Source organism: Vreelandella aquamarina, from assembly GCF_044805175.1.
GTDB lineage: Bacteria > Pseudomonadota > Gammaproteobacteria > Pseudomonadales > Halomonadaceae > Vreelandella > Vreelandella aquamarina_B.
Genome location: NZ_CP085232.1, coordinates 3,489,793 through 3,515,107 on the forward strand (window position 1 = coordinate 3,489,793; position 25,315 = coordinate 3,515,107).

The 25,315-nt window shown below is 58.1% G+C and carries 25 protein-coding genes; 9 read left to right on the forward strand and 16 right to left on the reverse strand.

The features are described 5' to 3' along the window. Positions 1 to 54: 54 nt before the first annotated feature. Entirely contained in the window at positions 55 to 789 is a 735-nt protein-coding gene (gene cysZ / locus LG300_RS16180) for a sulfate transporter CysZ (protein ID WP_404376309.1), read from the forward strand. Between the two features lie 292 nt (positions 790 to 1,081). On the opposite strand, the gene LG300_RS16185 is transcribed toward cysZ, so the two are convergent. From LG300_RS16185 to LG300_RS16205, 5 genes are all read right to left on the reverse strand, one after another. Continuing rightward, positions 1,082 to 1,381, reverse strand: coding sequence for a hypothetical protein (locus LG300_RS16185; RefSeq protein ID WP_404378060.1), 300 nt, complete (start codon positions 1,379 to 1,381; stop codon positions 1,082 to 1,084). Positions 1,382 to 1,687: 306 nt separating this feature from the next. Then, positions 1,688 to 3,001 (reverse strand): phosphate regulon sensor histidine kinase PhoR, encoded by a 1,314-nt coding sequence (gene phoR / locus LG300_RS16190; RefSeq protein WP_404376310.1) that lies wholly within the window; start codon positions 2,999 to 3,001, stop codon positions 1,688 to 1,690. A gap of 2 nt (positions 3,002 to 3,003) precedes the next feature. After that, positions 3,004 to 3,693 carry a phosphate regulon transcriptional regulator PhoB gene (phoB, locus tag LG300_RS16195; RefSeq protein WP_159343598.1) on the reverse strand — a complete coding sequence of 230 codons (690 nt, stop codon included), beginning with the start codon at positions 3,691 to 3,693 and terminating at the stop codon, positions 3,004 to 3,006. A 110-nt stretch (positions 3,694 to 3,803) separates the two neighbouring features. Next, positions 3,804 to 4,694 carry a 4-hydroxybenzoate octaprenyltransferase gene (ubiA, locus tag LG300_RS16200; protein WP_404378061.1) on the reverse strand — a complete coding sequence of 297 codons (891 nt, stop codon included), beginning with the start codon at positions 4,692 to 4,694 and terminating at the stop codon, positions 3,804 to 3,806. 38 nt (positions 4,695 to 4,732) lie between these two features. Then, positions 4,733 to 5,305, reverse strand: coding sequence for a chorismate--pyruvate lyase family protein (locus LG300_RS16205; RefSeq protein WP_404376311.1), 573 nt, complete (start codon positions 5,303 to 5,305; stop codon positions 4,733 to 4,735). Between the two features lie 87 nt (positions 5,306 to 5,392). On the opposite strand from LG300_RS16205, the gene LG300_RS16210 reads away from it, so the two are divergent. The 4 genes from LG300_RS16210 to yccS all read left to right on the forward strand — a co-directional run bounded on the left by LG300_RS16210 (position 5,393) and on the right by yccS (position 9,669). Then, a complete protein-coding gene (locus tag LG300_RS16210) occupies positions 5,393 to 6,601 on the forward strand; it encodes an NAD(P)/FAD-dependent oxidoreductase (RefSeq protein WP_404376312.1) in 1,209 nt (402 codons plus the stop codon). Positions 6,602 to 6,695: 94 nt separating this feature from the next. After that, on the forward strand, positions 6,696 to 6,968 hold the full coding sequence (locus LG300_RS16215; protein WP_018918476.1) for an HU family DNA-binding protein: 273 nt from the start codon (positions 6,696 to 6,698) through the stop codon (positions 6,966 to 6,968). Beyond that, positions 6,968 to 7,324: a hypothetical protein gene (locus LG300_RS16220; RefSeq protein ID WP_404376313.1), complete on the forward strand. Its 357-nt coding sequence runs from the start codon at positions 6,968 to 6,970 to the stop codon at positions 7,322 to 7,324. Before LG300_RS16215 ends, LG300_RS16220 begins: the two co-directional genes overlap by 1 nt. Positions 7,325 to 7,461: 137 nt before the next feature. Next, a complete protein-coding gene (yccS, locus tag LG300_RS16225; RefSeq protein ID WP_404376314.1) occupies positions 7,462 to 9,669 on the forward strand; it encodes a YccS family putative transporter in 2,208 nt (735 codons plus the stop codon). 27 nt (positions 9,670 to 9,696) lie between these two features. Here the strand turns inward: yccS and recG are convergent, their stop codons facing one another. Beyond that, positions 9,697 to 11,775 (reverse strand): ATP-dependent DNA helicase RecG, encoded by a 2,079-nt coding sequence (recG, locus tag LG300_RS16230; RefSeq protein ID WP_404376315.1) that lies wholly within the window; start codon positions 11,773 to 11,775, stop codon positions 9,697 to 9,699. Beyond that, entirely contained in the window at positions 11,772 to 12,701 is a 930-nt protein-coding gene (locus LG300_RS16235) for a LysR substrate-binding domain-containing protein (protein ID WP_404376316.1), read from the reverse strand. Before LG300_RS16235 ends, recG begins: the two co-directional genes overlap by 4 nt. Before the next feature lie 149 nt (positions 12,702 to 12,850). On the opposite strand from LG300_RS16235, the gene LG300_RS16240 reads away from it, so the two are divergent. Continuing rightward, positions 12,851 to 13,732 (forward strand): SDR family oxidoreductase, encoded by an 882-nt coding sequence (locus LG300_RS16240; protein ID WP_404376317.1) that lies wholly within the window; start codon positions 12,851 to 12,853, stop codon positions 13,730 to 13,732. A 122-nt stretch (positions 13,733 to 13,854) separates the two neighbouring features. Here the strand turns inward: LG300_RS16240 and LG300_RS16245 are convergent, their stop codons facing one another. From LG300_RS16245 to gmk, 4 genes are all read right to left on the reverse strand, one after another. Continuing rightward, positions 13,855 to 14,244, reverse strand: a complete 390-nt coding sequence (locus LG300_RS16245) for a RidA family protein (RefSeq protein WP_404376318.1) — start codon at positions 14,242 to 14,244, stop codon at positions 13,855 to 13,857. Between the two features lie 91 nt (positions 14,245 to 14,335). Further along, positions 14,336 to 16,468, reverse strand: a complete 2,133-nt coding sequence (locus tag LG300_RS16250) for a RelA/SpoT family protein (protein ID WP_404376319.1) — start codon at positions 16,466 to 16,468, stop codon at positions 14,336 to 14,338. Between the two features lie 26 nt (positions 16,469 to 16,494). Continuing rightward, positions 16,495 to 16,755, reverse strand: coding sequence for a DNA-directed RNA polymerase subunit omega (gene rpoZ, locus LG300_RS16255; protein WP_404376320.1), 261 nt, complete (start codon positions 16,753 to 16,755; stop codon positions 16,495 to 16,497). Positions 16,756 to 16,843: 88 nt separating this feature from the next. Beyond that, the gene (gmk, locus tag LG300_RS16260; protein ID WP_404376321.1) at positions 16,844 to 17,476 is read right to left on the reverse strand and encodes a guanylate kinase; all 633 of its coding nucleotides are present in this window, start codon (positions 17,474 to 17,476) and stop codon (positions 16,844 to 16,846) included. A 414-nt stretch (positions 17,477 to 17,890) separates the two neighbouring features. On the opposite strand from gmk, the gene LG300_RS16265 reads away from it, so the two are divergent. Continuing rightward, positions 17,891 to 19,033, forward strand: a complete 1,143-nt coding sequence (locus LG300_RS16265) for an RNA-guided endonuclease InsQ/TnpB family protein (protein WP_404376322.1) — start codon at positions 17,891 to 17,893, stop codon at positions 19,031 to 19,033. A 225-nt stretch (positions 19,034 to 19,258) separates the two neighbouring features. Here LG300_RS16265 and LG300_RS16270 read toward each other — a convergent pair whose 3' ends face one another. After that, positions 19,259 to 20,470 (reverse strand): MFS transporter, encoded by a 1,212-nt coding sequence (locus LG300_RS16270; protein WP_404376323.1) that lies wholly within the window; start codon positions 20,468 to 20,470, stop codon positions 19,259 to 19,261. 208 nt (positions 20,471 to 20,678) lie between these two features. On the opposite strand from LG300_RS16270, the gene LG300_RS16275 reads away from it, so the two are divergent. After that, positions 20,679 to 21,290, forward strand: coding sequence for a DNA-3-methyladenine glycosylase family protein (locus LG300_RS16275; RefSeq protein ID WP_404378062.1), 612 nt, complete (start codon positions 20,679 to 20,681; stop codon positions 21,288 to 21,290). Positions 21,291 to 21,299: 9 nt separating this feature from the next. Here LG300_RS16275 and LG300_RS16280 read toward each other — a convergent pair whose 3' ends face one another. The 4 genes from LG300_RS16280 to LG300_RS16295 form a co-directional block, all read right to left on the reverse strand. Then, entirely contained in the window at positions 21,300 to 22,175 is an 876-nt protein-coding gene (locus LG300_RS16280) for a pirin family protein (RefSeq protein ID WP_404376324.1), read from the reverse strand. 99 nt (positions 22,176 to 22,274) lie between these two features. Next, on the reverse strand, positions 22,275 to 23,321 hold the full coding sequence (gene ppk2 / locus LG300_RS16285; protein WP_404376325.1) for a polyphosphate kinase 2: 1,047 nt from the start codon (positions 23,319 to 23,321) through the stop codon (positions 22,275 to 22,277). A gap of 148 nt (positions 23,322 to 23,469) precedes the next feature. Next, positions 23,470 to 23,883, reverse strand: a complete 414-nt coding sequence (locus LG300_RS16290; protein WP_404376326.1) for a hypothetical protein — start codon at positions 23,881 to 23,883, stop codon at positions 23,470 to 23,472. Then, a complete protein-coding gene (locus LG300_RS16295) occupies positions 23,823 to 24,134 on the reverse strand; it encodes a hypothetical protein (RefSeq protein WP_404376327.1) in 312 nt (103 codons plus the stop codon). Before LG300_RS16295 ends, LG300_RS16290 begins: the two co-directional genes overlap by 61 nt. An 85-nt stretch (positions 24,135 to 24,219) precedes the next feature. Between LG300_RS16295 and LG300_RS16300 the strand changes: the two genes are divergently transcribed. Next, positions 24,220 to 25,266, forward strand: a complete 1,047-nt coding sequence (locus tag LG300_RS16300) for a YhcG family protein (protein ID WP_404376328.1) — start codon at positions 24,220 to 24,222, stop codon at positions 25,264 to 25,266. The last annotated feature ends 49 nt before the right edge of the window (positions 25,267 to 25,315 follow it).

The window sequence follows — 25,315 nt, forward strand, 5'->3', positions numbered from 1 at the left end:
TCCTGCAATACGCCCAGATAACTTATCTGGGCGTATTTTTTCTAAGGAGTAAGCATGGTCGATGCGATAACCGCACTTAGCCGGGGCACCCGCTTGGTGTACCAGAGAGGGTTACGGCGCTATATCTTCCTGCCGATTCTGGTCAACATCATCGTATATGCCAGTATGCTAAGTGTGGTATTCAACCGTTTTTCCGGCTGGTTGGAGGGTGCCATGGCTATGGTGCCTAGCTGGCTGGAGTGGCTTTCTTGGCTTATCTGGCCGCTCTTTTTCGTCAGCCTGTTAGTGGTGATCTTTTTTACCTTTACCCTGGTGACCCACCTGATTGCCGCGCCGTTTTACGGCTTTTTAGCCGCCAAAGTCGAGCGTCAAGCGACCGGGCGGGAACCGTTGGATGACCGTGGGCTGGGCAAAACGGCCATCGACGCGCTTGGCCGTGAACTGGTAAAACTCGGATATATTCTGCCACGCATGGCGGCGCTGTTTATTATCAGCTGGATTCCTGGCCTCAACCTGCTGGCCCCTATCCTATGGGCGCTATTTTCCGCATGGATGATGGCGATTACCTACTTGGATTATCCGATGGATAACAACAAGGTGACGTTTCGCGATATGCGCAGCCGCCTCTCGCGCCGCTGGTGGCAAAGCTTCACCTATGGTGGGCTGATTATGCTGGTGACCTGGATACCGCTGGCGAATCTTTTCTTGATTCCCGGTGCCGTTGCAGGTGCCGTTCTGATGTGGGATGGCCACTACCGTGGCACACAGGACGTGGTGGCAAGCCGCTAGAACGCATGTCTTCACTCAAGAACACATCCCTTTCAAACACATTCCTTTTAGACGTACAAAACCCCGCCGAAGCGGGGTTTTGTGGATAACTCTTACCTGCACGATAGTTACATCTGGCTTCCCATCCGTTTGCGGGACTCCAACCTTGGAATTTACCCTGACCAGTGTATTGATCGTTTTTGATTCACTCCTTGAATCGGTAAGCATCCTTGCAGCGAGGCATCCATACCTCTTTTATTGCTCACTCTTTAAGCATAAAAGGTTTTTCAGCTTTGTAAAGAAATGTTACTCGTTACATACCGCTGTTATTCTCTTCACGCAGCTCTTCCGTACTTTCGTAGGAGGCATCTTCGTCATCGTTCATAGATTCAGGCTCCATGTCGCTAGCATTGTCGCCTTCATCATGGGTTAGATCCTGTTTGTCATAATCTGATGACATCTCAGAATCTTGTGATTGAGCATCCACTGGCTGCTCATCAGGAGAAATATTATTTGCCGGGTCAGCAGGCTCTTGAGCAAATGTTAATGGGCTTGCTACCAGACCAAACGTTACACCTAAAATACCAGCTTTCTTGAGTAGTTCCTTGGACATCATATTCCGCCTCCTCGATCGCTGTTAAATACTGCTTCCTTAAGGAAGAGTGACAAAGCGTCTTACCAGTTCCTGCGGTAATCTTCCTTACCAAAAACTTTGCAGCAGGTGTGCCAACTACACGGCATGAAAATAAAAAAACCAAAAAACAAAAACTTAATGAAAAAACTCTATACCGGAAAGAGGCACTAAGCGGGCGAAAGGCAGGTAATCAGTTGGCTATATATGGCACATGCGCAGGGCTTGACCATGCTTGTATGCCAATATGACACATCTATACATAAGTTATGCAAAAGGTAGGAAGGGTTATTTGCTTAGCTGGATAGATTCGTCAATCACCAGACGGTTAGCGGGAAAAACACAGCGGAACAGCGCCCCTTCACCGGGGAGCGACTCCACTTGCAGCTGGGCGTCGTGGCGCAACAGCACATGCTTCACAATGGCGAGGCCAAGCCCTGTACCGCCAGTCGCCGTACTGCGACCTTTATCAACGCGGTAGAAGCGCTCGGTGAGGCGCGGGATATGTACTGGGTCAATCCCCTCACCGTCATCCTCGACTTCAATGCAGGCGCTGCCGTTGGGAATGGCGGCCCAGCGGAGCGTGATCTGGCTGCCGGCAGGCGTATAGCGCACTGCGTTAAACGCTAGGTTTGAGATGGCGCTGCGTAGCTCTTGCTCGCTGCCCACTAGGCGCGCCTCGCACTCCAGCGCCACCTGAACGCTATGCTGCTGGTTGGAGAGTGCCAGCGCATCCCGGCGAATGCTTTCGAGCAACGGCCCTACCTCTAGCGGCTGATGATCTTCGCCGCCTCGGTCAATCTCCAGGCGAGACAGCAGCAAGAGATCATTCACCAGATTCTGCATACGCTTGGTCTGCTCTTCCATCTGGCCAATGCCTTTGCTAAGGCGCGGTGGCAACATCTCTTTAAGATCGCCATAGGTTTCCAAATAGCCGGAAAGCACAGTAAGCGGAGTGCGCAACTCATGGGAAACATTGGCGACGAAGTCACGGCGCATCTGCTCAAGCCGATGCAGGCGGGTGATATCCCGCGCCATCACCAAGCGTTCGTCATCGCCATACAGGGTAATTTGGTACTGCAGGATGCGCCGTTCATCGATAGGCGAAGTGAGCGTCAGTGGTTCGCCATACTCGCGGGCGTTAAAGTAACTGATAAAACACGGGTCACGCAGCAGGTTGGTAATATGCTGGCCACGGTCATGGGCGGTTTGCAGGCCAAGCATGTCGGTGGCGGCGCTGTTCCACCACTCCAAGTCACCGTGACGATCCAGCATTACCACGCTGTCGCGCATTGCCTCGGATGACTCCTGAATGCGGGACAGCGTTGCCCGGAGGCGGCTCTGGGTAATGCGTTGGCTTTTCTGGTAGCGGTAAAGGCGGTCGAATAGCTCGCCCCACATGCCTGCAGCGGCGGGGGGCTCATCGTGGGGATTGAGCGTTAGCCACTGATAAAGCGCCCTAAGCTGGCGGAGTTGATACACCAAGCACAGCATCAGGCCCGCGGCTAACCCAAAGCCGGGATAACCCAGCAGCCACCCCAGGCACATCCCCAGAATAGCCAGCCAGGTAATACGCCACAGTTCACGGCTCCACAGGCGCACGGTTACACCCGGGCAGAGAAACGATACCCAGTGCCCCGCACTGTTTGGATCAGGTTTTGGTGCGCTTCGCCCAACGCTTTGCGTAGCCGGCGAATATGCACATCCACCGTGCGCTCTTCTACATACACATTGCCGCCCCATACTTGGTCAAGCAGCTGGCTGCGGGTGTAGGCCCGCTCTTGGTGGGTCATAAAGAACTGCAGCAAGCGATACTCGGTGGGGCCCATCTCCAGCGCCTTGCCATAGGCACTCACCCGATGGCTGACCGGATCAAGAAGCAGTCCGTTGATTTCAATGGGGTCTTCCACGCCGCGCGGGGTTGCCCGACGCAGCACAGCTTTAAGGCGTGCCACCAGTTCACGGGGCGAAAAGGGTTTGGTGATGTAGTCATCCGCACCCGCTTCCAGGCCCTGAATCTTATTATCCTCTTCGCCTTTGGCGGTTAGCATAATAATCGGCAGTTCAGCGGTGGCCTCTTCGCGCTTAAGGCGGCGGGCCAGCTCAATGCCGCTGGTGCCTGGCATCATCCAATCCAATAGCAGCAGGTCGGGCTGGTGGTCAACCACCATCGCATGGGCATCCTGGGCGTTGTCCGCTTCAAGCACGCGATAGTCAGCCATTTCTAGCGCCACAGCGATCATCTCGCGAATGGGCGCCTCATCATCGACAATCAGTACGGTCTTGGCGGTCATTCCAGGGCCTCACGGTGTTCTATGAAAACTCGTTTATACAAAACAGTTCAATGACATGTCTGTGACGATGACACCATGACTTAATGACAATTCTATGACACCCAGCGGAATTAACCAGCCGCAGGCCACCAGCTCAACGCAATACCGGCAAATACTAGCAGCCCCGACCAGTGGTTATTCAAAAACGCCTGGAAACAGCGGTCACGGTCACAGTGAAAGATCAGCCGCTGCTGGTGGGCAAACGTCGCCGCCATGCCTACCAAGCCCAGCCAGAAAAAGCCGCCTAACCCAACCCGCAGCCCTACCCAGGCAAGCAGCGCCAGCGTAGCAAGCTGCAGCAGGCCAATGATCAAACGGTCGGCGCTGCCAAATAGTACCGCCGTGGATTTAATACCGATTTTCAGGTCATCATCACGATCTACCATGGCGTACTGGGTATCGTAAGCCACCGTCCATAGCAGGTTAGCGCTAAATAACAGCCAACCTTCTAGCGGCACATGGCCCAGAACCGCGCCAAACGCCATCGGAATCGCCCAGGAGAACGCTGCCCCCAATACCACCTGCGGGAAATGGGTATAGCGCTTCATAAACGGATAAATAAACGCCAGCAGCACCCCGCCAATGGAGAGCAGCACGGTAAACCAGTTGGTCAGCAGCACTAAAATAAAGGCGGCGGCTACCAGGACCACAAACAGCAGCTGCGCTTCGGTTTCACTGATTCGCCCCGTGGCCAACGGACGCTGCTTGGTGCGCTTAACGTGACCATCAAAGTGGCGGTCGGCGTAGTCGTTCACCACGCAGCCCGCTGCGCGCATGACATACACTCCGGCAATAAAAATCAGCAACACGCTGCGCCCCGGCACGCCCTCCGCCGCTACCCACAGCGCCCATAGGGTTGGCCACATTAATAGCCAGGTGCCAATGGGCCGGTCCAGGCGCATTAGCTGTAAGAAGTCTGCCACCCGGGCCCACCCGGTTGGCCGCAACAGAGAACGCTCCATGCTCATGCTTACCTCGTCGAAAAAGTCGCTGCGTTAGCCTAGCGCGACGGCAGGCCAAGCGCATCCGCCATGGTGGATAAAAAGTACTCCTGCACCAGCAACGAAAGCCCAGCGTGCTGAAAGACCGAGCGCCGCCCCCACACGCTGGCAAACGCCAAACCGGGCTGCCCCTCTACAAAGCGCGGCGGATGCACGGTGGCCTGCAGCGGGCCGCGCACTAGGTCCGGCTGCTGAAACAGCCAGCTGCCTAACGAGCGCTCGCCCAGCTTGCCTAAGCCTTTCCCCTGGAGTTGGCTAAGCGGTGCCACCGAGCGCGCCACCACCCAAGGGGTATCGTCAATACATAGCGCTACTTCCCTCAGCCAAGCGTAGCGGCGGGGTGCAATGCCCAGGGCAAGGGCTTCATCCCGCTGGGGCAGGCCAATGGCTTGGCGCAGCAAGCGCACCCGAAACGCCCCCGGTTCACCGGCGGCTATCAGGCGCGCCGTTAAGGAGTCGGTGGACGCCACCCACTGCCACCAGGGCGCACCCATCGCTGGCTGAGCAGCAGCCACAGGCAGCCACTGGGGAAAGGGCAAAAACGCAGGGGCGGATAACACGGGGGCAGTCACCTAAGCCTCCAGGGCAGTCAACTAAGAGCGGGCTAGTGTAACATGGTGGCTTTGCAGGCTTTTGCTCCACCGACGTTTGGTGACTGTATGCCCGACTCACGCACGACTTCTTCCGCGACCTCTCCCACCACCTCCCCCCGCCATGCGGCGCTGGTGATTGTGGGTACCGGCATGGCAGGCATTGGCCTGGCCCGCACGCTACGCCGCCAAGGGGATACGCGAACAATCACACTGGTCAGCGCCGATAGCGGCGACGACTACAGCAAGCCGCTACTGACCACCGGCTTTGCCAAGCGGCTAAGCCTCGATCAGCTGGCCCAGCGCAGCGCTAGCGAGCTTGCCGACGAGTTAAACGCCCAAGTGATTACCCACACCCAAGTCAGCCAACTGGATGTGGATAACCAAACTCTGCAACTGAGCAACGGCGCCACACTCCACTACGATGACCTGGTGCTTGCCACCGGGGCGGCCCCTCGCACGCCGTTTAACGTGCCTAGTACGCTGGCCGAGCGCTGCTTCACCGTCAACGATTTGGACGACTACCGCCGCCTGTATAGGGCGCTCACCCAACCTACCCGAGTGGCCATTATTGGCGCGGGGCTCGTAGGCTGTGAATTCGCCAACGACCTGCACGCAGGCGGGCACCAAGTCACTTTGGTGGCACCAGAGCGTGCTCCTCTGCCGCGTCTGCTCCCCGAGCCGCTGGGTAACGTGTTGGCCGGTGCGTTTCAGGATGCCGGTATGCGTTTAGCACTTGGGCACACGTTGGCAGAGTTATCCCAGGATGCCGATAACGCCTTATCGCTACAGCTGGATAATGGCGAGCGCTACACAGCGGATATTGTCCTACTAGCCACCGGCTTAGTGCCACGCACCCAGCTTGCTGAAGCGGCGGGGCTCAGCGTTAGCTCCAGCGGTATTCAAGTGGACCGGCAGCTACGCACTAGTCAGCCCAATATCTATGCGCTGGGTGATGCCGCGTGTATTGACGGGGTAAATGCTATGTACGTACAGCCACTGCAGGCCAGCGTCAAAGCCCTGGCCGCCACCCTTGGCGGCACCCCAACGCCTGTTAGCTTCGGCGCGTGGCCGGTGGTGGTGAAAACGCCGCTGCTACCGGTGGTGGCTTACCCACCCGCCACCCCGCCAGAGCAGTGGCGAATTGAGGGCGACGGCAATGATTTCACCGCGTTAGCGGAAAATAAAGACGGACGTTTGATTGGTTTTGCGTTGACAGGCGGCTGCGTGAGAAGGAAAGTGGAGCTTTCCAGAGCTGCCCCAGGCCTGCTAGGCTGATTTTCGCCGCATTCACGACTAGGCTAAAGAAGCGCTGCCTGCTGGGTAGGCTACCAACAACATTGATGTTTGTTTTCCACAAGGGAGATTCCTTATGCGCAAACCTGAACTCGCTGCAGCCATCGCTGAAAGCGCCGACCTTTCCAAAGATAAAGCCGGCCAAGTGCTCAATGTCATCCTGGACGAAATCACCAACAGTGTGGCCAAAGGCGAAGATGTGGCGCTGATCGGCTTTGGTACGTTTACCGTCCGCGAGCGTGCTGCCCGCACCGGTAAAAACCCGCAAACCGGCGCTCCGCTGCAGATTCCGGCCAGCAAAAACGTCGCGTTTAAGCCAGGCAAAGCGCTCAAGGACGCCGTTTCCTAATGAAGCTTTCGCTGACGCTGTGGCTGCTGGGCTTTATGCTCAAGCGAGCACTGCGCCGCAAGCCGCGCTTTCGTGAACAGCTTGAACGTATGCGCGGCCTGGACTGGGGAGTTGCCACGGAAGACCTCAGCATTGCCCGCTACTACCGGATGGCGCCCAATGGCATCACCACGGGAAAAGGGTTGCCCGTTGACCTGGACCTTGAACTACGTTTCCGCGACCAAGATTCCGCGCTGCGTATTCTGAAGAAACCCACCCAGCAGGCATTTTTAGATGGCATGGTGGCGGGCGATGTCCGCCTCGTCGGCGACTCCGCCGATATGAACAAGCTGCAAAAATTGCTGAAGTATTTGTAGCGCCATACGCCCAGCCGCAGGCAACCTGTTCCCCGCAGCCAAACGCTGCGGGGTTTTTCGTTAACGGCACACCATAGCCACTTACCGGCATACTATTTATACTAAAGTCTAAAAATAGCAACCTAATAAGAGCCTCTATGCCCCTCTCCCTTCCTCTGCGCCGCCTTTGGACCCTGGATAAGTTCGCCTACAGTCTGCGGGTGTTTATCGCCTTCAGCGGGGCGCTGCTGTTTAGCGGGCTGGCGGGGGATGTGGCGCTGGTGATTCCGCTGTTTCTGGGCATTATTGCCAGCGCGCTCTCAGAGACCGACGATAGCTGGCAGGGGCGTTTGCAGGCGTTAGTGGTCACGTTGCTCTGCTTTGCCTCGGCGTCGTTTGTGGTGCAGTGGTTATTTCCTTGGCCGTGGCTGTTTGCGGTGGGCTTGGCGGTCTCCACCTTCACGCTGATTATGTTGGGAGCGATTGGCCAGCGCTACGCTACCATTGCCTCCGGCACGCTGATTCTTTCGATCTACTCCATGATCAATATCGAGCAGCACGGCGGCGTGGATGAAGACGTCGCCGCCCGCCAGCTGCTACTGTTGGCCGGTGCCGCCTGGTACGGGGCGATTTCGGTGGTGTGGTGTGCGCTGTTCTCCCGCCAGCCGGTGAAACAGAGCATGGCGCGGGTGTATAAAGCTCTGGGTGAGTTCTTGATTTTGAAGTCGGCGCTGTTTGAGCCGGTGCGGGGCGTCGATGTAGAAGCCCGCCGCGTGGCGCTCGCCCGCCAGAACGGCCAAGTGGTGGATGCGCTCAACCAGGCGAAAGAGATGATTTTTCGCCGCCTGGAGGGCCAGCGCGGTAGTCGCAAGCTCAACCGCTACCTGCAAATTTACTTTATCGCCCAGGATATCCACGAGCGGGCCAGCTCCACCCACTACCCCTACAGCGCGCTCACCGAGGCGTTTTTTCACCACGACGTGCTGTTTCGCTGCCAGCGGCTGCTGGACCAACAGGGCCGTGCCTGCCGCCAGCTAGCCAAGTCGCTGCTACTTAATCGCCCCTTCAGCCACGAACAGAGCGAGCAGGCGCTAGCCGACCTACGCGCCTCGATCGATAACCTCAGCGAGCGTGGCAAGCCCGAGTGGCGGCCGCTGATGCGCCCGCTTAACGCCCTGGCGGATAACCTCACCACGCTCGAAGCGCAAATCGCCAGCGCCCATAACCCGGATACCGGCAGCGAACGCAGGGACAGCGCGCTTTACGACCGCTCCCCCTCTAGCCTGCTGGAAGCCTGGAAACGAGTGCAGCTCAACTTCACCCTTGGCTCGCCCACCTTTCGCCACGCAGTACGCCTTGCTACCGCGTTGGTAGTAGGCTACGGGTTGTTGCAGTGGCTTGACCCGCAGCAGGGCTTTTGGATTTTGCTCACCACGCTGTTCGTGTGCCGCCCCAACTTCGCCACCACCCGGCGCTTTCTCTCCCAGCGGATCCTGGGCACGGTGCTTGGGCTAATTGCAGGCTGGGCCTCCATCAGCCTGTTCCCCCAGCCCATTGTGCAGAGCATGATTGCGGTGGCAGCGGGCGTTTCGTTCTTCGCCAATCGGGAAAAGCATTATGTAATTGCCACGGCCTCAATCACCCTGCTGGTGCTGTGCAGCTTTAACCAAGTGGGGGATGGTTTTGACCTGATCTGGCCGCGACTGTTTGATACCTTGATTGGCTCGCTGATTGCGGGGCTAGCGGTGTTTTTTATCCTGCCGGACTGGCAGGGCCGCCGCCTGTACCGGGAAGCGGCCAAGGTGCTGACCAACCACCGCCGCTATCTGGACGAGATTGTTCACCAGTACGAAGAGGGCAAGCAGGATGATCTGGCCTACCGCTTAGCGCGGCGGAACGCCCATAACGCGGATGCGGCGCTCTCGACGCTGCTCACCAACATGCTCCACGAGCCGGGGCACTATCGTAAGCAAGATGCCGACAATGGGCTGCGCTTTTTGGTGCTCTCCAACACGCTGTTAAGCCACCTCTCCGCGCTGGGGGCCCACCGCCACCGGCTGGCAGAGGATGAAGACGATGCCGCCTTCGTACCGCTCGCCAAGCGGATTAGCGCCCTGTTAGAGCAACTGGCCGAGCAGTTGGATAAACGCCTGCCCGTGGAGCCGCTGACCGAGCCCGCCAACGGCCTGCTGAGCCAGTTAGAGGAGCAAAGCGGCGCGCTGGATGAGAAGGCCGTCACGCTCTATCGGCCCATCCAAAGCCAGCTGCGCCTAATTGCCAGCCAGCTTGGCCCGCTGAGCGATGCCGCCAACCGCTTAACAAGCCCAAGCGCCGAAAAGCTCCACGAACCTAATGCGGCGGTTTAGCACCGCGCGCATACCCACTTCCTGCCGCTAAACCTGCCCGTAGCGGCCTGCGGCTTCACCCAGCCAGCGGCGTACCAGCACGGCTGTTACGTCGGCGTTGCCCTGCAGCGCCTGGGCCAGGGCGGTCACCCGCTCTAGCTGGTCGGCATCGCGCTCTAGATCGGCAATTTTCATTTGGGCGAGGCCGGTTTGGCGGGTGCCCAGCACTTCGCCGGGGCCGCGAATCTCCAGATCTTTTTCGGCAATGCGGAAACCGTCAGTGGTTTCCCGCATCACGCCGAGCCGCTCCCGGGAGCTTTTGGAGAGCGGGGGATGATAAAGCAGCACGCAGAAGCTTTCGGTGCTGCCGCGCCCTACCCGACCGCGCAACTGGTGAAGCTGTGAAAGCCCCAAGCGCTCCGGGTTTTCGATGATCATCAGGCTGGCGTTAGGCACATCCACGCCCACCTCGATCACCGTGGTCGCCACCAGCAGATCCAACTCGCCGGTCTTGAAAGCGTCCATTACCTCGGCTTTTTCCGCTGCCTTCATGCGCCCATGAATCAGCCCGATGGCCAATTCCGGTAGCGCTTGGGTAAGTTCGTCGCGGGTCACCTCGGCGGCCTGGCACTGCAGCGCCTCGGACTCTTCGATCAGCGTGCATACCCAATACGCTTGGCGGCCGTCGCTGCAGGCGTTGCGAATCCGCTCGACGACTTCTGGGCGGCGCTCGTCAGAAACCACCACGGTTTTTACCGGCGTACGACCAGGCGGAAGCTCATCAATTACTGAGACATCGAGATCCGCGTAGGCGCTCATGGCCAGAGTGCGGGGAATGGGCGTGGCGGTCATGATCAGCTGGTGAGGCGTCAATCCGCCCGCTTCGCCCTTTTCCCGCAGGGCGAGACGCTGGTGAACGCCGAAGCGGTGCTGCTCATCGATAATCGCCAGCCCCAGGCACTGGAAGTGCACGTCGTCTTGAAACAGCGCGTGGGTGCCCACCACCATGCGCGCTCGGCCATCGGCAATAGCGGCTTTGGCATCCAGCCGTGCCTTGCCCTTTAACTTGCCCGCCAGCCACGCCACCTCGATGCCCAACGGTTCGAACCAGGCTTTAAAGGCGCGGTAGTGCTGCTCGGCGAGGATTTCCGTCGGTGCCATTATCGCCGCTTGGCAGTTGCCCGCCAGCGCCGAAAGCGCCGCCATGGCGGCCACCACGGTTTTGCCGGAGCCCACATCCCCCTGCACCAGCCGTAGCATGGGCGCGGGGCGAGCCAAATCGAGGGCGATCTCTTCCAGCACCCGACGCTGAGCACCGGTCAGCGCAAATGGCAGCTGCGCTAGAAAGCGCGTTTGCAAGCTGCGCCCCGAAGGTAGCTCCGGCGCGCCGTCGGCCTGGATACGCAGGCGCACTTCCCGCAGGCTCAGCTGGTGGGCCAAAAGCTCTTCCAGGGCGAGCCGCCGCGTGGCAGGGTGAAGGCCGTGGGTGAGCTGCTCTAAATCCACATCCGGCGGCGGCTGGTGTAAAAGCTGCAGACTGGCGTGCAGCCCTGGCAGTTGGAAGCGCTGGCGCAGGGCGTCAGGGATCACATCGGGCAGCGATTCGGGCGCTTGCTCTAACAGGCGCAGCGCCTGCTGGGTCAGCGCCCGCAGGCGGGATTGGTGCAGCCCTTCGGTGGTGGGGTAAATCGGCGTGTAGTACTCCTCGACCGGCGTCTCGCTGCCGCCGCTGAGGCGATACTCGGGATGATAGATCTCCAACCCCGTGGCGCCCGCCCGCGCTTCGCCAAACGCACGAACGGTCACGCCGGGGCGAAGCTGCTGCTGTTGCGCAGGCGAGAAGTGGAAAAAGCGCAGGCTTAAAATACCGCTACCGTCGCGCAGGCGAATCAGCAGGCTGCGCCGCCGCCCCTTGACGATATCGCTGGCGGTCACCTCGCCCTCTACCACCGCTTCATGCCCCGCCCGCAGCTGGCCAATGGGAGTGAGTCGCGTGCGGTCCTGGTAACGCAGCGGCAGGTGGAAGAGCAGGTCGCTGACGCGCTCTATTCCGAGCCGCGCGAGCTTGATCGCCAGCGCTTCGCCTACGCCTTTCAGCGCCGTGACCGGTGCGGAAAGCCCACTCATGAGGCGGCTTTCGCCTTATGCACCGGCTGTTGGCACTGGCTAATGGCCTGGGCCAGGGCATCAATGGCTTTGGGCCGCGGGAAGCTGGCCCGCCAGGCAATCGCCACCGTGCGGGAAGGTGCCGGGTCCACAAACGGGCGGCTGACCAGCATGGCGTTTTCGTACTGGTCGGTACCCAGGGCCGACTGCGGCAGCACGGTAATGCCAAGCTTAGAGGCCACCATATGGCGAATCGTTTCTAGCGAGCCGCCCTCGGCAATCAGGGTGTTGTTGGGGCTGTTAAGCTTCTGGGTAATCGCTGGGCAGGCTTCCAGAATTTGATCGCGGAAGCAGTGGCCTTCGCCCAGCAGCAGCAGCCGCTCTTCTAATAAATCCTCTTTATGAATCGCTTCGCGCTCCACCCAGGGGTGGCTGGCGGGCATTAACACTTCAAAGTGCTCGTCGTAGATCGGCTTGGTGACCACGTCGGTTTCGGTAAACGGCAGCGCGACAATGATCACGTCCAGCTCGCCGCTGCGCAGCTTGGCACGCAGCGTTCCAGTCATGCCCTCTTCGATATAGAGCGGCATTTGCGGCGCGGCGTTGGCCAGCGCGGGCACCAAATGGGGAAATAAGTAAGGCCCGATGGTGTAAATCGCGCCAATGCGCAGCGGGTTCGCTAGCTGGTCTTTGCCGGCACTGGCCAACTCATAAATCAGCCCGCTCTGCTCCAGCACGCGCTGGGCCTGAGCGACGATTTTTTCGCCCAGAGGAGTGACTTGCACGGTGGATTTAGAGCGTTCAAATAGGGGGATTTGCAGCTCGTCTTCGAGTTTTTTCACCGCCACCGAAAGCGTCGGCTGGGAAACATGACAGCGCTCAGCGGCGCGGCCAAAGTGGCGCTCTTGGGCAAGGGTTACGATGTAGCGAAGTTCTGTTAAAGTCATAGCGGTGCCAGTGGCATCCTCTCGTTGCAGCTCGTGACTAGTAATGGTGTTAGCGAGACGGAAAAGGACAGACAAGCCTTATTGAAGATGGCACATCTCATAGGGACTTTGTATCTAATAGGGAATATTTATCAAGAGGGGTGAGCAAGGTGAAGCTAACGGTATTGATTATCGGCTGTGGAGACATCGGCGTCACGCTTGGACAAGAGCTGCTGGACGAGGGGCATCGGGTAATTGGCGTGCGCCGCCAAGCCAAGGCATTGGAGCATACCGGCATTGAGCCGCTGGCCCTTGACCTCAACAGCCTGGAAGGGGCCGACGCCAGCGCGCTGCCCCAGGCCGACTACGTGATTTACACCGTCAGTGCAGACCGTTTCGAAGAGAGTGCCTACCAAAGCGCCTATCCAGATGGCCTAAAGCGTGTTCTCAGCGTCTTGGAACAGCACAAAACGCCGCCTCGGCGCGTCTTTTTTGTCTCCTCCACCAGCGTCTATGGCCAGCAAGAGGGCGAAGTGGTCAACGAGGAGAGCCCTACGGAATCTACCAGCTTCTCCGGCAACCTGATGCGCGAGGCGGAACAGGCGCTGCTCAACCATCCGCTGCCTGGCACAGTGGTACGCTTCTCCGGTATTTACGGCCCGGGGCGTGACCGCTTGATCCACCAGGTTGCGGAGGGCCGTATTGCCGCCGTGACACCGGTGATCTACTCCAACCGCATCCATCGGGACGACTGCACCGGCATTCTGGCCCACCTGATCCGCTGCCAGGAGAGCGGTACGCCGCTGGCAGACCTCTACCTGGGCAGCGATTGTGAGCCGGTCACTCTGCATAACGTGATGGCGTGGCTGGCCAAGCAATTAAAGGTGGAATCTACCGATACCATGCAGTCGCCGCTGCGCCGCCGTGCCAGCAAGCGCTGCGATAACCGTCGCATTCTCGAAACTGGTTATCAGTTCCGCTACCCCACCTACAAAGAGGGGTATGCACAGGTACTGAAAGAGGGCGGCTTTCTAAAGCTGCAAAAAGCTTAATACCCTCTAGCATTGCCCTCATAGCGCTGCCCTAAACGCAAAGAGCGAGCTGAATCCCAGCTCGCTCTTTTTTATGCTTTTTATGCGGCGGTTAAACGCCGCGCCTAGCGTGAGCGTAGCGATTAGTCGCCAATCACCATCACGGCTTCGGCTTCTACCTGGCTGCCTTTGGGCAGCGCCTTCACGCCTACGGCGGCGCGGGCGGGGAAAGGCTTTGTGAAGAACTCTTCCATGACCTTGTTCACGATCGCAAAGTTGTCCAAGTCGACCAGGTAGAGGTTGAGCTTGACGATATCGCCCAGCGAGCCAGCCGCTTCTTCACACACGGCCTGCAGGTTGGCAAATACCTGGCGCGCCTGGGCTTCGAAATCGTCGGAGACAATTTCCATGGTTTCCGGATTGAGCGGAATCTGACCCGACAGGTAAACCGTGTTGCCCGCCTTGATCGCCTGGGAGTACGGGCCGATGGCGGCAGGGGCTTTTTCAGTGTTGATAACTGCTTTGTTGCTCATGGGTGTCATGCTCCTGTAGGTATGAAACGTTGATTATTATCGCCATGGCCTACGCAGCCAGCGGTTAAGCCAGCGGTAGGCGCATGGGCGTTTAGTTTGCGGTACGGGTAATTTTGCCAACGTTGGGCAGGTTGCGGATGCGTTTGATAATGCGGGCAAGGTGCACCCGCCCTTTCACCGAGAGGGTTAAATTAACGGTGGAAAGGCGCGCATCGCGCTCCTCGATGCCGATACGCTCGATATTGGCATCGGCATCGGTCACTAGGCCTGCCAGCTCGGCCACGAGCCCACGGCGGCTTTCGATTTCGATACGCAGCGCCACCGGGAAGTCCTCGTCGATATGCTCGGACCACTCCAGGGCAAACAGCTTTTCAGGGTCGTTTTTACGGTCAGCGAGGTTTTTACACTCGCTACGGTGCACCACCAGCCCTTTACCGACCGACAGATGCCCTACCACCGGGTCACCGGGCAGCGGGTGGCAGCAGCGGGCAAAGTTAATCACCATGCCTTCGCTACCGCTAATCACCACCGCTTTATCGCTATTTTCCGTCAGGGTTTTATCGAAGCTATCGCCATGGGCGACATCCACCAGGCGCCGCGCGACAACGTGGGCCATACGGTTGCCTAACCCCAGCGACTCGAGCAAGGAGTCGAGCGACGTGGCATCTAATTCTTTAAGCGCCTGCTCAAAGATACTGTCGTCCAGCTCTTCCAGGCTCGTTTCAAAGGGCGCCAGCGCCTTATTGAGCAGCCGCCGCCCGAGCATCACCGCTTCCGCCTGCTGCTGATGCTTCAGCGCATGGCGAATGGCGGAGCGCGCCTTGGCGGTGGTGACAAAGTTCAGCCACGCAAGGTTCGGCCGCGCGCCGGGGGCGGTGATAATTTCCAGCGTTTGACCGCTTTCCAAGCGCGTCGAGAGCGGTGCCAAGTGGCGGTCGATGCGGCAGGCAATGCAGTTATTGCCGATATCGGTATGCACGCTGTAGGCAAAGTCGATCACCGTGGCGCCCTGGGGCAGCTCCATGATGTCGCCTTTGGGGGTAAAGACATAGATATCGTCGGGGAACAGGTCGTTCTTGACGTGCTCGATGAACTCCAGCGAATCTCCCGCGTGGCGCTGCATCTCCAACAGCCCCTTCACCCAGGCGCGGGCGCGGGCGTGGCTGCCTTCGGCAATCGGGTGCGCCGTCTGCCCGGCCTTATAGAGCCAGTGGGCGGCAATCCCGTTGTTGGCCATGGCTTCCATTTCGCGGGTGCGGATCTGCACTTCAATGGGCATCCCCCGCTGACCAAACAGGGTAGTGTGCAGGCTCTGGTAACCGTTCGCCTTGGGAATCGCGATGTAATCTTTAAAGCGCCCCGGTACCGGCTTATAGAGGTTATGCACCACACCGAGAATGCGGTAACAGCTCGCCACGTCTTCGGTGATAATCCGAAAACCGAAGACATCCATAATCTCCGCAAACGGCTTGCGCTGGTCGCGCATCTTTTTGTAGATCGAGAGCAGATGCTTCTGGCGGCCAATCACCGTGCCTTTCAGGCCTTCGTCGTCCAGGCTCTGCTGTAGCGATGACTGGATTTCCCGCATGGCGCTGCGGCGGTTGCCCCGCGCGCTGGCCACCGCGCGCTTGATACGCTCGGCACGCATGGGGTGAATCGCTTGGAATGAGAGGTCTTCCAACTCGACACGGATCGTATTAATACCTAGCCGCCCGGCAATACGCGCGTAGATCTCCAGGGTTTCCCGGGCAATCCGGCGTTTTTTATCCGGCCGCAGCGCCCCCAAGGTACGCATATTGTGCAGCCGGTCGGCCAGCTTGACGATGATGACGCGGATATCTCGCGACATCGCCAGCACCATCTTTTGAAAATTCTCCGCCTGGGCAACGGCTTTATCTTCAAAGGTGATTTGGGTCAGTTTGGAGACGCCATCCACCAACTCTGCCACAGGCTTGCCGAACTGGGCAGCCAGGGCTTTTTTGGAGACGCCGGTATCTTCAATCACATCGTGCAGCATGGCCGCCATCAGGCTCTGATGGTCCATGTGCATGTTGGCGAGAATATTGGCGACTGCGAGCGGGTGGGTGACGTAAGGCTCGCCAGAGCGGCGGCGCTGGCCATCATGGGCCTGCTCTGCATAGTAGAAGGCGCGCTTGACCTGCTGGATCTCGTCCGGAGGTAAATAGCCGCCGAGTCGGTCAGCTAGGTCATCAATGGTGAACATGTACCGCGCCTCTAATCGGTGCTTGCTTAATCGTCGATTTGAGCGCTGGGCGTCATGGCAGGACGCGCACGCACGGGAGCTTCAACCGGCTCGTCCAGAACGGTGTGGTCAATCAGACCAGCAGCGATTTCACGCAGCGCCATTACGGTCGGCTTGTCGTTTTCCCAGGGCAGCAGCGCATCGCGGGAGCCTCGGGCCAGCTGGCGGGCACGCTGGGTGGAAATCATCACCAGTTTGAAGCGGTTTTCAACATTTTCCAGACAATCTTCAACGGTTACGCGAGCCATGGGGCCTTCCTGTAATAACGGCGCCGGGCCGGCGTTGTTGGATAACGCCGCCGACCCAGCGAAAAGAGTGGTGATAGGACCTGATAGATTACTCGACGCCAGGCGCCTGTGACAAGAGCGCATCGAGCAGTGGCGCGTGGCGCTCCTGCATGGTGGCCCGCGTTAAGCGGCGGCTGATCACCAGCGACTGCAGCTCTTGCAGCGCCGTGGTGAAATCGTCGTTAATCACTAGGTAGTCGTACTCGTCGTAATGGGACATCTCGCTGACCGCGTCGCGCATACGCCGGGCAATCACCGCGTGCTCGTCGGTCCCCCGGCTTGAGAGGCGGCGCTCCAGCTCACTACGCGACGGCGGCAGGATAAAGATCGATACCGCAGAGGGCATCTGTTCGCGCACCTGCTGAGCACCCTGCCAATCGATCTCCAGAATCACATCCTGCCCCGCATCCAGCAGGGTTTGGACCGCTTGGCGGGACGTACCGTAGTAGTTGTCGAAGACCTTGGCATACTCAAAGAAGTCGCCACGGGCGATCATGGCTTCAAAGTCAGGCACTTGGGTAAAGTGGTAGTTTACGCCGTCCACTTCACCTTCTCGCTTGGCGCGCGTGGTGTGCGACACCGACACCTGAATGCCATCCAGGCTTTCGATCAGCTCACGAACGAGGCTGGTTTTACCCGCGCCCGACGGGGCAGAAACAATAAAAAGCGTACCCTGGGACATGAAGCGCTTCCCTAGTTAGTCAAAATGATCGTTCGTCATCACACAAGCCGATTTCTACCGGCGTAAGAATAGGAGGCAGTATCGCACACCCATGGCAGGGACTGTAGCGTTTCCAAAGTGCCATAAGGAGGTCAGAAGGCGCAGTGCAATCATTTTAAGCATCGCCAACGTATGTCGTATTTCGCTGGTTAATGATTGGGGCGATGAAGGAGAGGCGGACTAATGTTTGTACGCCACCAGGGTGAGGCCTGCAAAAACTTGTACAACATGCTGGAACAGGACGATTACACCGCGCATGCCGTCCATTTTTATCAGTCAGCGCGGAAAACCGCTTACTTTTAGTGAGCGGATGGATAGCGCGGCGTCCGCCAGGACGCCTTGTTTTCTTACCACTAGATGGCTAATGTGTAAGCCATGACAACCGAACGCGCCTACAGATACCGTTTCTATCCGACGCCCAAGCAGGCAACCCTGCTGGCACGGACGTTCGGGTGCGTCCGGTTTGTGTGGAATGCCGTGCTGCGCTATCGCACCGATGCGTTCTATCAGCGCCAGGAGAGAATCGGCTATCACGACGCCAGTGCGTTTCTAACGCAGTTGAAAAAGCAGCCGGACACCGCCTTTCTAACCGAGGTTAGTTCGGTGCCGTTGCAGCAATGCTTACGCCATCAGCAAACCGCGTTCAAACACTTCTTTGCCAAGCGGGCACGCTACCCCCACTTTAAATCCAAGAAACACCGGCAGTCGGCCACCTTTGCCAGTTCGGCGTTTTCGTACCGCAATGGCCAAATCACGCTGGCCAAGTGCCGCGAACCGCTCAACATCCGCTGGAGCCGCGACCTGCCCTCAGCACCCAGCACGGTGACCGTTTCCAAAGACCGCGCCGGTCGTTACTTCATTAGCTGCCTGTGCAAAGTGGACACTGAAGCGCTGCCGATCACGCCCAAGATGGTCGGTATCGACCTGGGGCTGAAAGACCTATTCGTCACCAGCGAGGGTCAGCGGGTCAACAATCCCCGCCATACGGCACGCTATGCGCGCAAGCTGGCGCGGGCGCAGCGGCAATTGAGCCGTAAGCAAAAAGGTTCGAATAACCGTGCCAAGGCGCGGCTAAAAGTGGCTAAATGCCATGCCAAGATTGCCGATACTCGGCGTGACCACCTGCATCAACTCACCCGCCAGATCGTGAACGAGAACCAAGTGATCGCAGCGGAGAGTTTGCAGGTGAAGAACCTGGTTAAAAACCGTCACCTTTCCAAAGCGATCAGCGATGTCGGCTGGGGGGAGTTGGTTCGCCAGCTTGAGTACAAAGCGGCGTGGGCGGGACGGCAGTTCGTCCAGATCGATCGCTGGTACCCCAGCAGCAAACGCTGCCATGGCTGCGGCTTTGTGCGGGAGGCCCTGCCGCTCGATGTGCGCGTTTGGGATTGCCCAAGCTGCGGTACCCAGGGCATTGACCGTGACCTCAATGCCGCTCGAAACATCCTACAAGCCGGCACCGCGCTACTCGCCGGTGCCGAGAGTTGCAGCAAATACCGAGGGGCCCTCGGGAATTGACGCCTGTTGAGTTTGTGTAAGACCGGCAATGCCAAGGCATTGAAGGCAACGGACAGCGAAGCAGGAACCTGGAAGGCGACAACCAGGGAATTCCCTTCCTTTCCGCCGCAGGCGGCAGCTTCCTAAGAAGCTGAGGGAGGAGGTCAAGGATTGCACCTTTACACCCTAGGAACGATGCGCGCTTCTTGCCACTTTAAATATCCTGCGTCTTTGTTTAGCAACGACTTATTTGTAGCCCTGGGCTACAGCAGGCTCCACAGGATAGGTGCGTTTCTCTAACCAGCGCCCCCAGGCAAAGATCACTAGGCCACACAGCGCAAGGCCAGCGCCCACCAGCCCCGTGCTGGACCAGCTAAACCCGGCGCTAATTGCCAAGCCCGCTAGCCACGCACCCAGCGCGTTCGCCCCGTTGAAGGCCGCGTGGTTCATAGAGGCCGCCATGGTTTGGGCGTCTTCAGCTACATCCATCAAGCGGGTTTGCAGCGAAGGTGCCAGCGCCATGCTGGTGCCTACCAAGCCAACAAAAACCAGCCCTGACCACACCTCGTTAGCGGCAAAGTAAAAGAGCCCCTGCACCACGGCGCACCACACCAAGATGGTGGGAATGGCCCGCATCAGGTTTTTATCCGCCATGCGCCCACCCACCAGATTACCGGCAATCGAGCCCAAGCCGAAAATCACCAACACCAATGGCCCCAGCGCTTCGCTCATACCCGCTTGCTGGGTCAGCGTCGGCATTACATAGCTGAAGATCGAAAACATACCGCCGCAGCCGATACAGGCAATCGCTATGGTCACCAACACCCGTTGCTTCACCAGCGCGGAAAGCTCCCTTAGCGGGCTGGCAAGAGCATCGAAGGGCTGTACCGGCACCCACACACGAATCAACATCGCGGTGAGCAGTGCAATAGCGCCCACCGCCGCAAACGCGATTTGCCAGCCAAATTGGTTACCCGCCCAGGTACCCAGCGGCGCGCCAATCAAAATAGCCACGGTGAGCCCCATCATCACCCTGGCAATGGCCCGCGCCCGCTGGTCAATCGGCACCGCCCCGGCCGCGACCAGCGCCGCCACGCCGAAGTAAGCCCCGTGGGGCAAACCGGCAATAAAACGCAGGCCCACAAACGACCAAAACCCCGGCGCCATGGCACTGGCAATATTGCCCACGGCGAATACCAGCATCAGGGCAATCAGCAGCGCCCGCTTCGGCACCCGCGCGGCAAGCGCGGAGATCAGCGGCGCGCCCACCACGACGCCCAGTGCATAGCTGCTAATCGCATAGCCCACTTGGGGCACGGTCACGGCTAGATCCCCCGCGACGCGGTTCATCAACCCCATAATGACGAACTCGCTAGTGCCAATGCCAAACCCGCCCAGCGCCAGTACAAATTCAGCCAACCGCGGGTTACGCGCCAGCCCCGATGACGACTCTTGCATACCTCTCTCCCCAGACGCTGGTTAAAGCGCCCGCTTCTCAAAACGGTCTTAAATAGCGGCAAATGATGGCAGGATTAGACGAAAGTAGAAATATATCGCGCTAAAAAAGTTAGCCCGCAAAGGGGTAGCCCCGTGGACACTTACGCGGCAGCACCCAAGAGGCAACTGCTAGGATGTTACGATGATCTTTTCATTAAGTGAGCCGGTTATGACCTCCAGCACCATCGAGCACGCCATGCAGGCACTGGCCAATGTCGACCCCGATATCGCACGTGCCTACCCTTTAGTAGGCGCACCCACTCCGCGCCAGCGCGATCCAGGGTTTGCCACCTTCTTCTCCACCATCGTGAGCCAGCAGATCTCCACCGAAGCCGCTCGCGCGATCATGGGGCGTGTGAATACTCTGCTGCCAGAGCTGCATGCCAAGGCGGTGATGGAGGTAGAAGGTCAAGCGCTGCGCGATGCGGGGCTATCGTGGCGTAAAATCGAGTACGCCAAAGGGCTGGCAGAGGCGGAGCTGGCAGGCACGTTTAGCGCCGATGGGCTAGCGCATCTCAGCGACGACGACGCCATTGCCGCGATTACCCAGTTGCGAGGTTTTGGCCGCTGGAGCGCTGAGATTTACCTGATGTTCTCGCTCAAACGGCCCGATATTTTTCCCGCCGACGACCTCGCCCTCAGGGTAGCGCTAGGCCGCTTGAAGGGCATGGAGGACAAACCCACACCGAAGCAGGCGCGCCAGCTGGTAGAGCACTGGGCACCCTGGCGCAGCGTGGGGTCGCTGTTTTTGTGGCATTACTATCGAGGCGAGCCGGTATAGGGCAGGCGTTTAGATCGTTAGCCCGCCAAACTTGCCGTTCTGGTAATCCTCCACCGCCTGCACAATTTCGTCGCGCGTTGTCATCACAAAGGGGCCGTGGGAGTAGACGGGTTCATCAATCACCTCGCCATGGCCAAACAGCAGGCGTGCATTGCTGTCTGCCTCGATGACCAGACTTTCACCATCGCGGTCCACTTCGATGAGATGCTGAGGTTTGACAGCTTCACTACCCACTTTCACGTCACCACTCACCACGTAAAGGAATACCTGCCGCCCCGAGGCAACAGGGAGTTGCTCAAGTGCGCCCGCAGGCAACGCCAGCGTGGACATAAACACGCCGGTCAGCGACTCGATCGGCCCCATTTGGCCCTGCCACTGCCCGGCAATCAGGTTCAATTTACTCCCACCAGGCAACGCGATAGCGGGAATCCCCTCCCGCTGCAAGCCCACATAGCGCGGCTCGCTCATTTTCAGCCGTGACGGCAGGTTGACCCACAGCTGCAAGATTTCCAGTGGACCGCCCTCGCGCAGGAACTCCGGCGGTGAAATTTCCGCATGGACGATGCCGCTGCCTGCGGTCATCCACTGCACGCCGCCTGCGTGAATGACGCTTTGATGCTTGGCGCTATCGGCGTGGGCCAACGAGCCTTCCAGAATAAAAGTGACCGTTTCAAACCCACGGTGCGGGTGCGGCCCAAAGGGCAGCCCCTGATTGTTTGCCGGGTAGACCTGCGGGCCGTGATGATTCAAGAACAGAAAGGGGTCGAGCTGATCCAACCCCGGCCCCGGTAGCGGCCTGCGAGTGACCAAATCACCGATATCATCCCGATGGGCAGGGTGCTGGGCAACCACGCGGCGAACGGATTGAGTATTGGCTGATGACATAATGCCCTCCTTATCAATACGCCCAGCGTAAAACCTCAACCCGCCGATGGGGAGCGAATAATTTGCCCCGTTTCATTGAAAGAAATTGTTAGAAATCAATCAGCCGTTAGAGAACTCAGCGCGGCCTACCACCAGTGGGTCGATTGCTCCAATGTTATTGATGTCTTTACCTTCATAATTAAAGGCATTCAACACATAGCGCATGGCATTAAGGCGTGCGCGCTTTTTGCAGTCTGACTTGATCACAATCCAAGGACTTTCGGAGTGATCAGTGTGGAAAAACATGGTCTCTTTGGCCTCGGTATACTCGTCCCATTTTTCCAACGACGCCAAATCAATCGGACTAAGTTTCCAGCGCTTGAGCGGGTGCAACTCACGCTCTTTGAAGCGCCGCTGCTGCTCTTCGCGGCTTACTGAGAACCAGAATTTAATTAAGTGCAACCCACTACCCACTAAGTTGCGCTCTAACTCAGGAGCTTGCCGCAAAAAATCCTGATACTGCTGGTCGGTGCAAAACCCCATCACTCGCTCAACGCCGGCACGGTTGTACCAGGAGCGGTCAAACAGCACGAGTTCACCGTGAGTCGGTAAATGTTTAATGTAGCGCTGGAAGTACCATTGGCCCTGCTCGGCCTCCGTGGGTTTTTCAAGCGCAACCACCCGCGAGCCACGGGGGTTTAGATGCTCCATAAAACGCTTAATCGTTCCCCCTTTACCCGCCGCATCTCGACCTTCAAAAATAATCACGACACGCTGGCCGGTCTTTTTAATCCACGCCTGCAACTTTAAAAGCTCGACCTGTAGATAGTACTTTTGCTTTTCATAGGTTTTACGTGAAAGACGGTTTTTGTACGGGTAGGTCGCCGTTCTCCAGTTCTCAACCAGCGCCTCATCTTTCGATACCGTGCGGCCTTTATCGAACTGCTTCCAATGAATTAGAGCTTTTTTCAGTTCGGCAACATCATCAAGCGATGCGCCATCAATAATATCTGCTACCGCTTTTAAGGTTTCTTCATGGGGTTCAGGCAGTGGGCCTTTCAGACCTAAAATATCCGCAATGGCAGCCGCTTGCGCGCCTTGGGCACCATGAGTCTTTTTAACCACGCTGAACTCATCTACCCATGGCACTTGCTTATTAGATTGCACTGATATCTCTTTGTTTGCACTGCCTGCTTTTGTCATCACAACGCTCTCTTATTCGGTAATACGAGGTAGGGGGTTTTGGCTGCCATCGTATTATGTGTCAACTCATGCAATGCTGACACGAATCAACCTGGAGAGTGATTCAGGTTACTCAATATTTTGTATCTGCTCCCGCATCAGGAAATCCAGGCGGCGGCCTTCGAGTGACCAGATCACCAATATCAGCCCGGCTGGCAGGATGCTGAGCGATCACGCGGCGAACGCTCAGCCGCCCCACCACCGTGAAGCCATCCTCTTGCGGGCGCACCACCACCATTTCCCCGGAGCTAACGCCCCCGCCGGTCAGCGCCGTGATATTCACCTGATGCGTCACTAGCAGCATATTCCCGGGCCCCTGCCACCCCGCAATACGCTCACGAGCCGCTTGGGTAATGGCCACCTGATCCCCACGCCCGCGGAAGAACGAATTCAACCACGGCGCAGGTACCACAGCCCCCAGCGCCATCAGCTCAGCGGTTTCCAACGCCCGGCACCACTGGGAGCTGTACACCGCATCAATCGCCACGCCCCGCTCCCGCAGCGCCTGCCCTGCACCGCATGGGCACGCCCTTCGCTGGACAGGTTGCGCTGGGTCTCGCACGCCTCCAACACGAACCCCGGCGGGTCGCCGATACCGGGAGCCAGGGAGTGGCGCATGAGGATGACCAGACCGCCCTCTTGGAGCGCTTGCCAGGTTGTTTCGTTTGCCTGAGCAATAGGGAGCATACCCAACACACCGAGCAACAAGGTTAAAGTGAGGTGGCGCAGAGTGCGCATGGAGAGGCGTCCTTGAATAGGCAAAATTTGATATTGTTAAGCCTAAGCCAGCTGACATTACTCTATAACGCCAGGGGTTAAGCCTATGACGGAGCAGAACCCAACCGCTTTTAGCCGCCTCGTTAGCGCAATTACTCAACAGATAGAGCAAGCACGCGGGCAGGTTCGCCAAGCCGTGAATACGGCCATGGTACAAAGCTACTGGGAAATAGGCCGTTTAATTGTCGAGCACGAACAGCAAGGCAATCGTCGTGCTGAGTATGGTAAGCAGCAGCTACAGCAGCTCTCACAACAGCTCACCGAGCGGCTTGGGAAAGGTTTTGATGTCACCAATTTACGCAATATGCGCCAGTTTTATCACGCCTTTCCAATTCGCGACGCAGTGCGTCTTGAATTGAGTTGGACTCACTATCGCACCCTTCTGCGAATAGAAAACGCCCAAGCCCGCGACTGGTATTTGCAAGAAGCGATCAACCAAAGCTGGAGCGCCAGAGCTCTAGAACGCCAAATTAGCACCCTCTACTACGAGCGGCTGCTAGCCAGCCAAGATAAATCCCTGGTGGCAGCAGAAGCCCAGCAAAACACCCAGCCACTGGCAGAAAGCGCTAAAGACTATCTGCGTGATCCCTACATTCTGGATTTTCTTAATCTGCAGGATAAAACCTATCAGGAAAGCCAGCTAGAACAGGCCATTATCAGCAACCTACAGCAGTTTCTGCTGGAACTGGGCAAAGGTTTTGCCTTTGTGGAGCGCCAGCAGCGCATTCGTTTTGATGACGAAGATTTCTACATCGACTTGGTGTTCTACAACTTCAAACTGAAGTGCTTTTTGCTGGTGGATCTAAAACTCGGCAAGCTCAGGCACCAGGATATCGGCCAAATGGATACCTATGTGCGCTTATACGATGAGCAGCGCAAAGGCAGCGACGATAACCCCACTATTGGCTTGGTGCTGTGCAGTGAAAAGAGCGAAGCCGTGGTGAAGTACTCGGTGCTGGCCGAACAAAAACAGCTGTTTGCAGCGAAATACCTGCCGTATCTGCCCTCTGAAGATGAACTTAAACGCGAGCTAGAGCGCGAACGGGCACAGGCCGTTGAACAGCTTCAGCAGCACGAGCGGGGCGATGAGTGAACGATAGCTTCACGAACAATCTCAGCGGCTGAACTTTTGATTTCTCGAA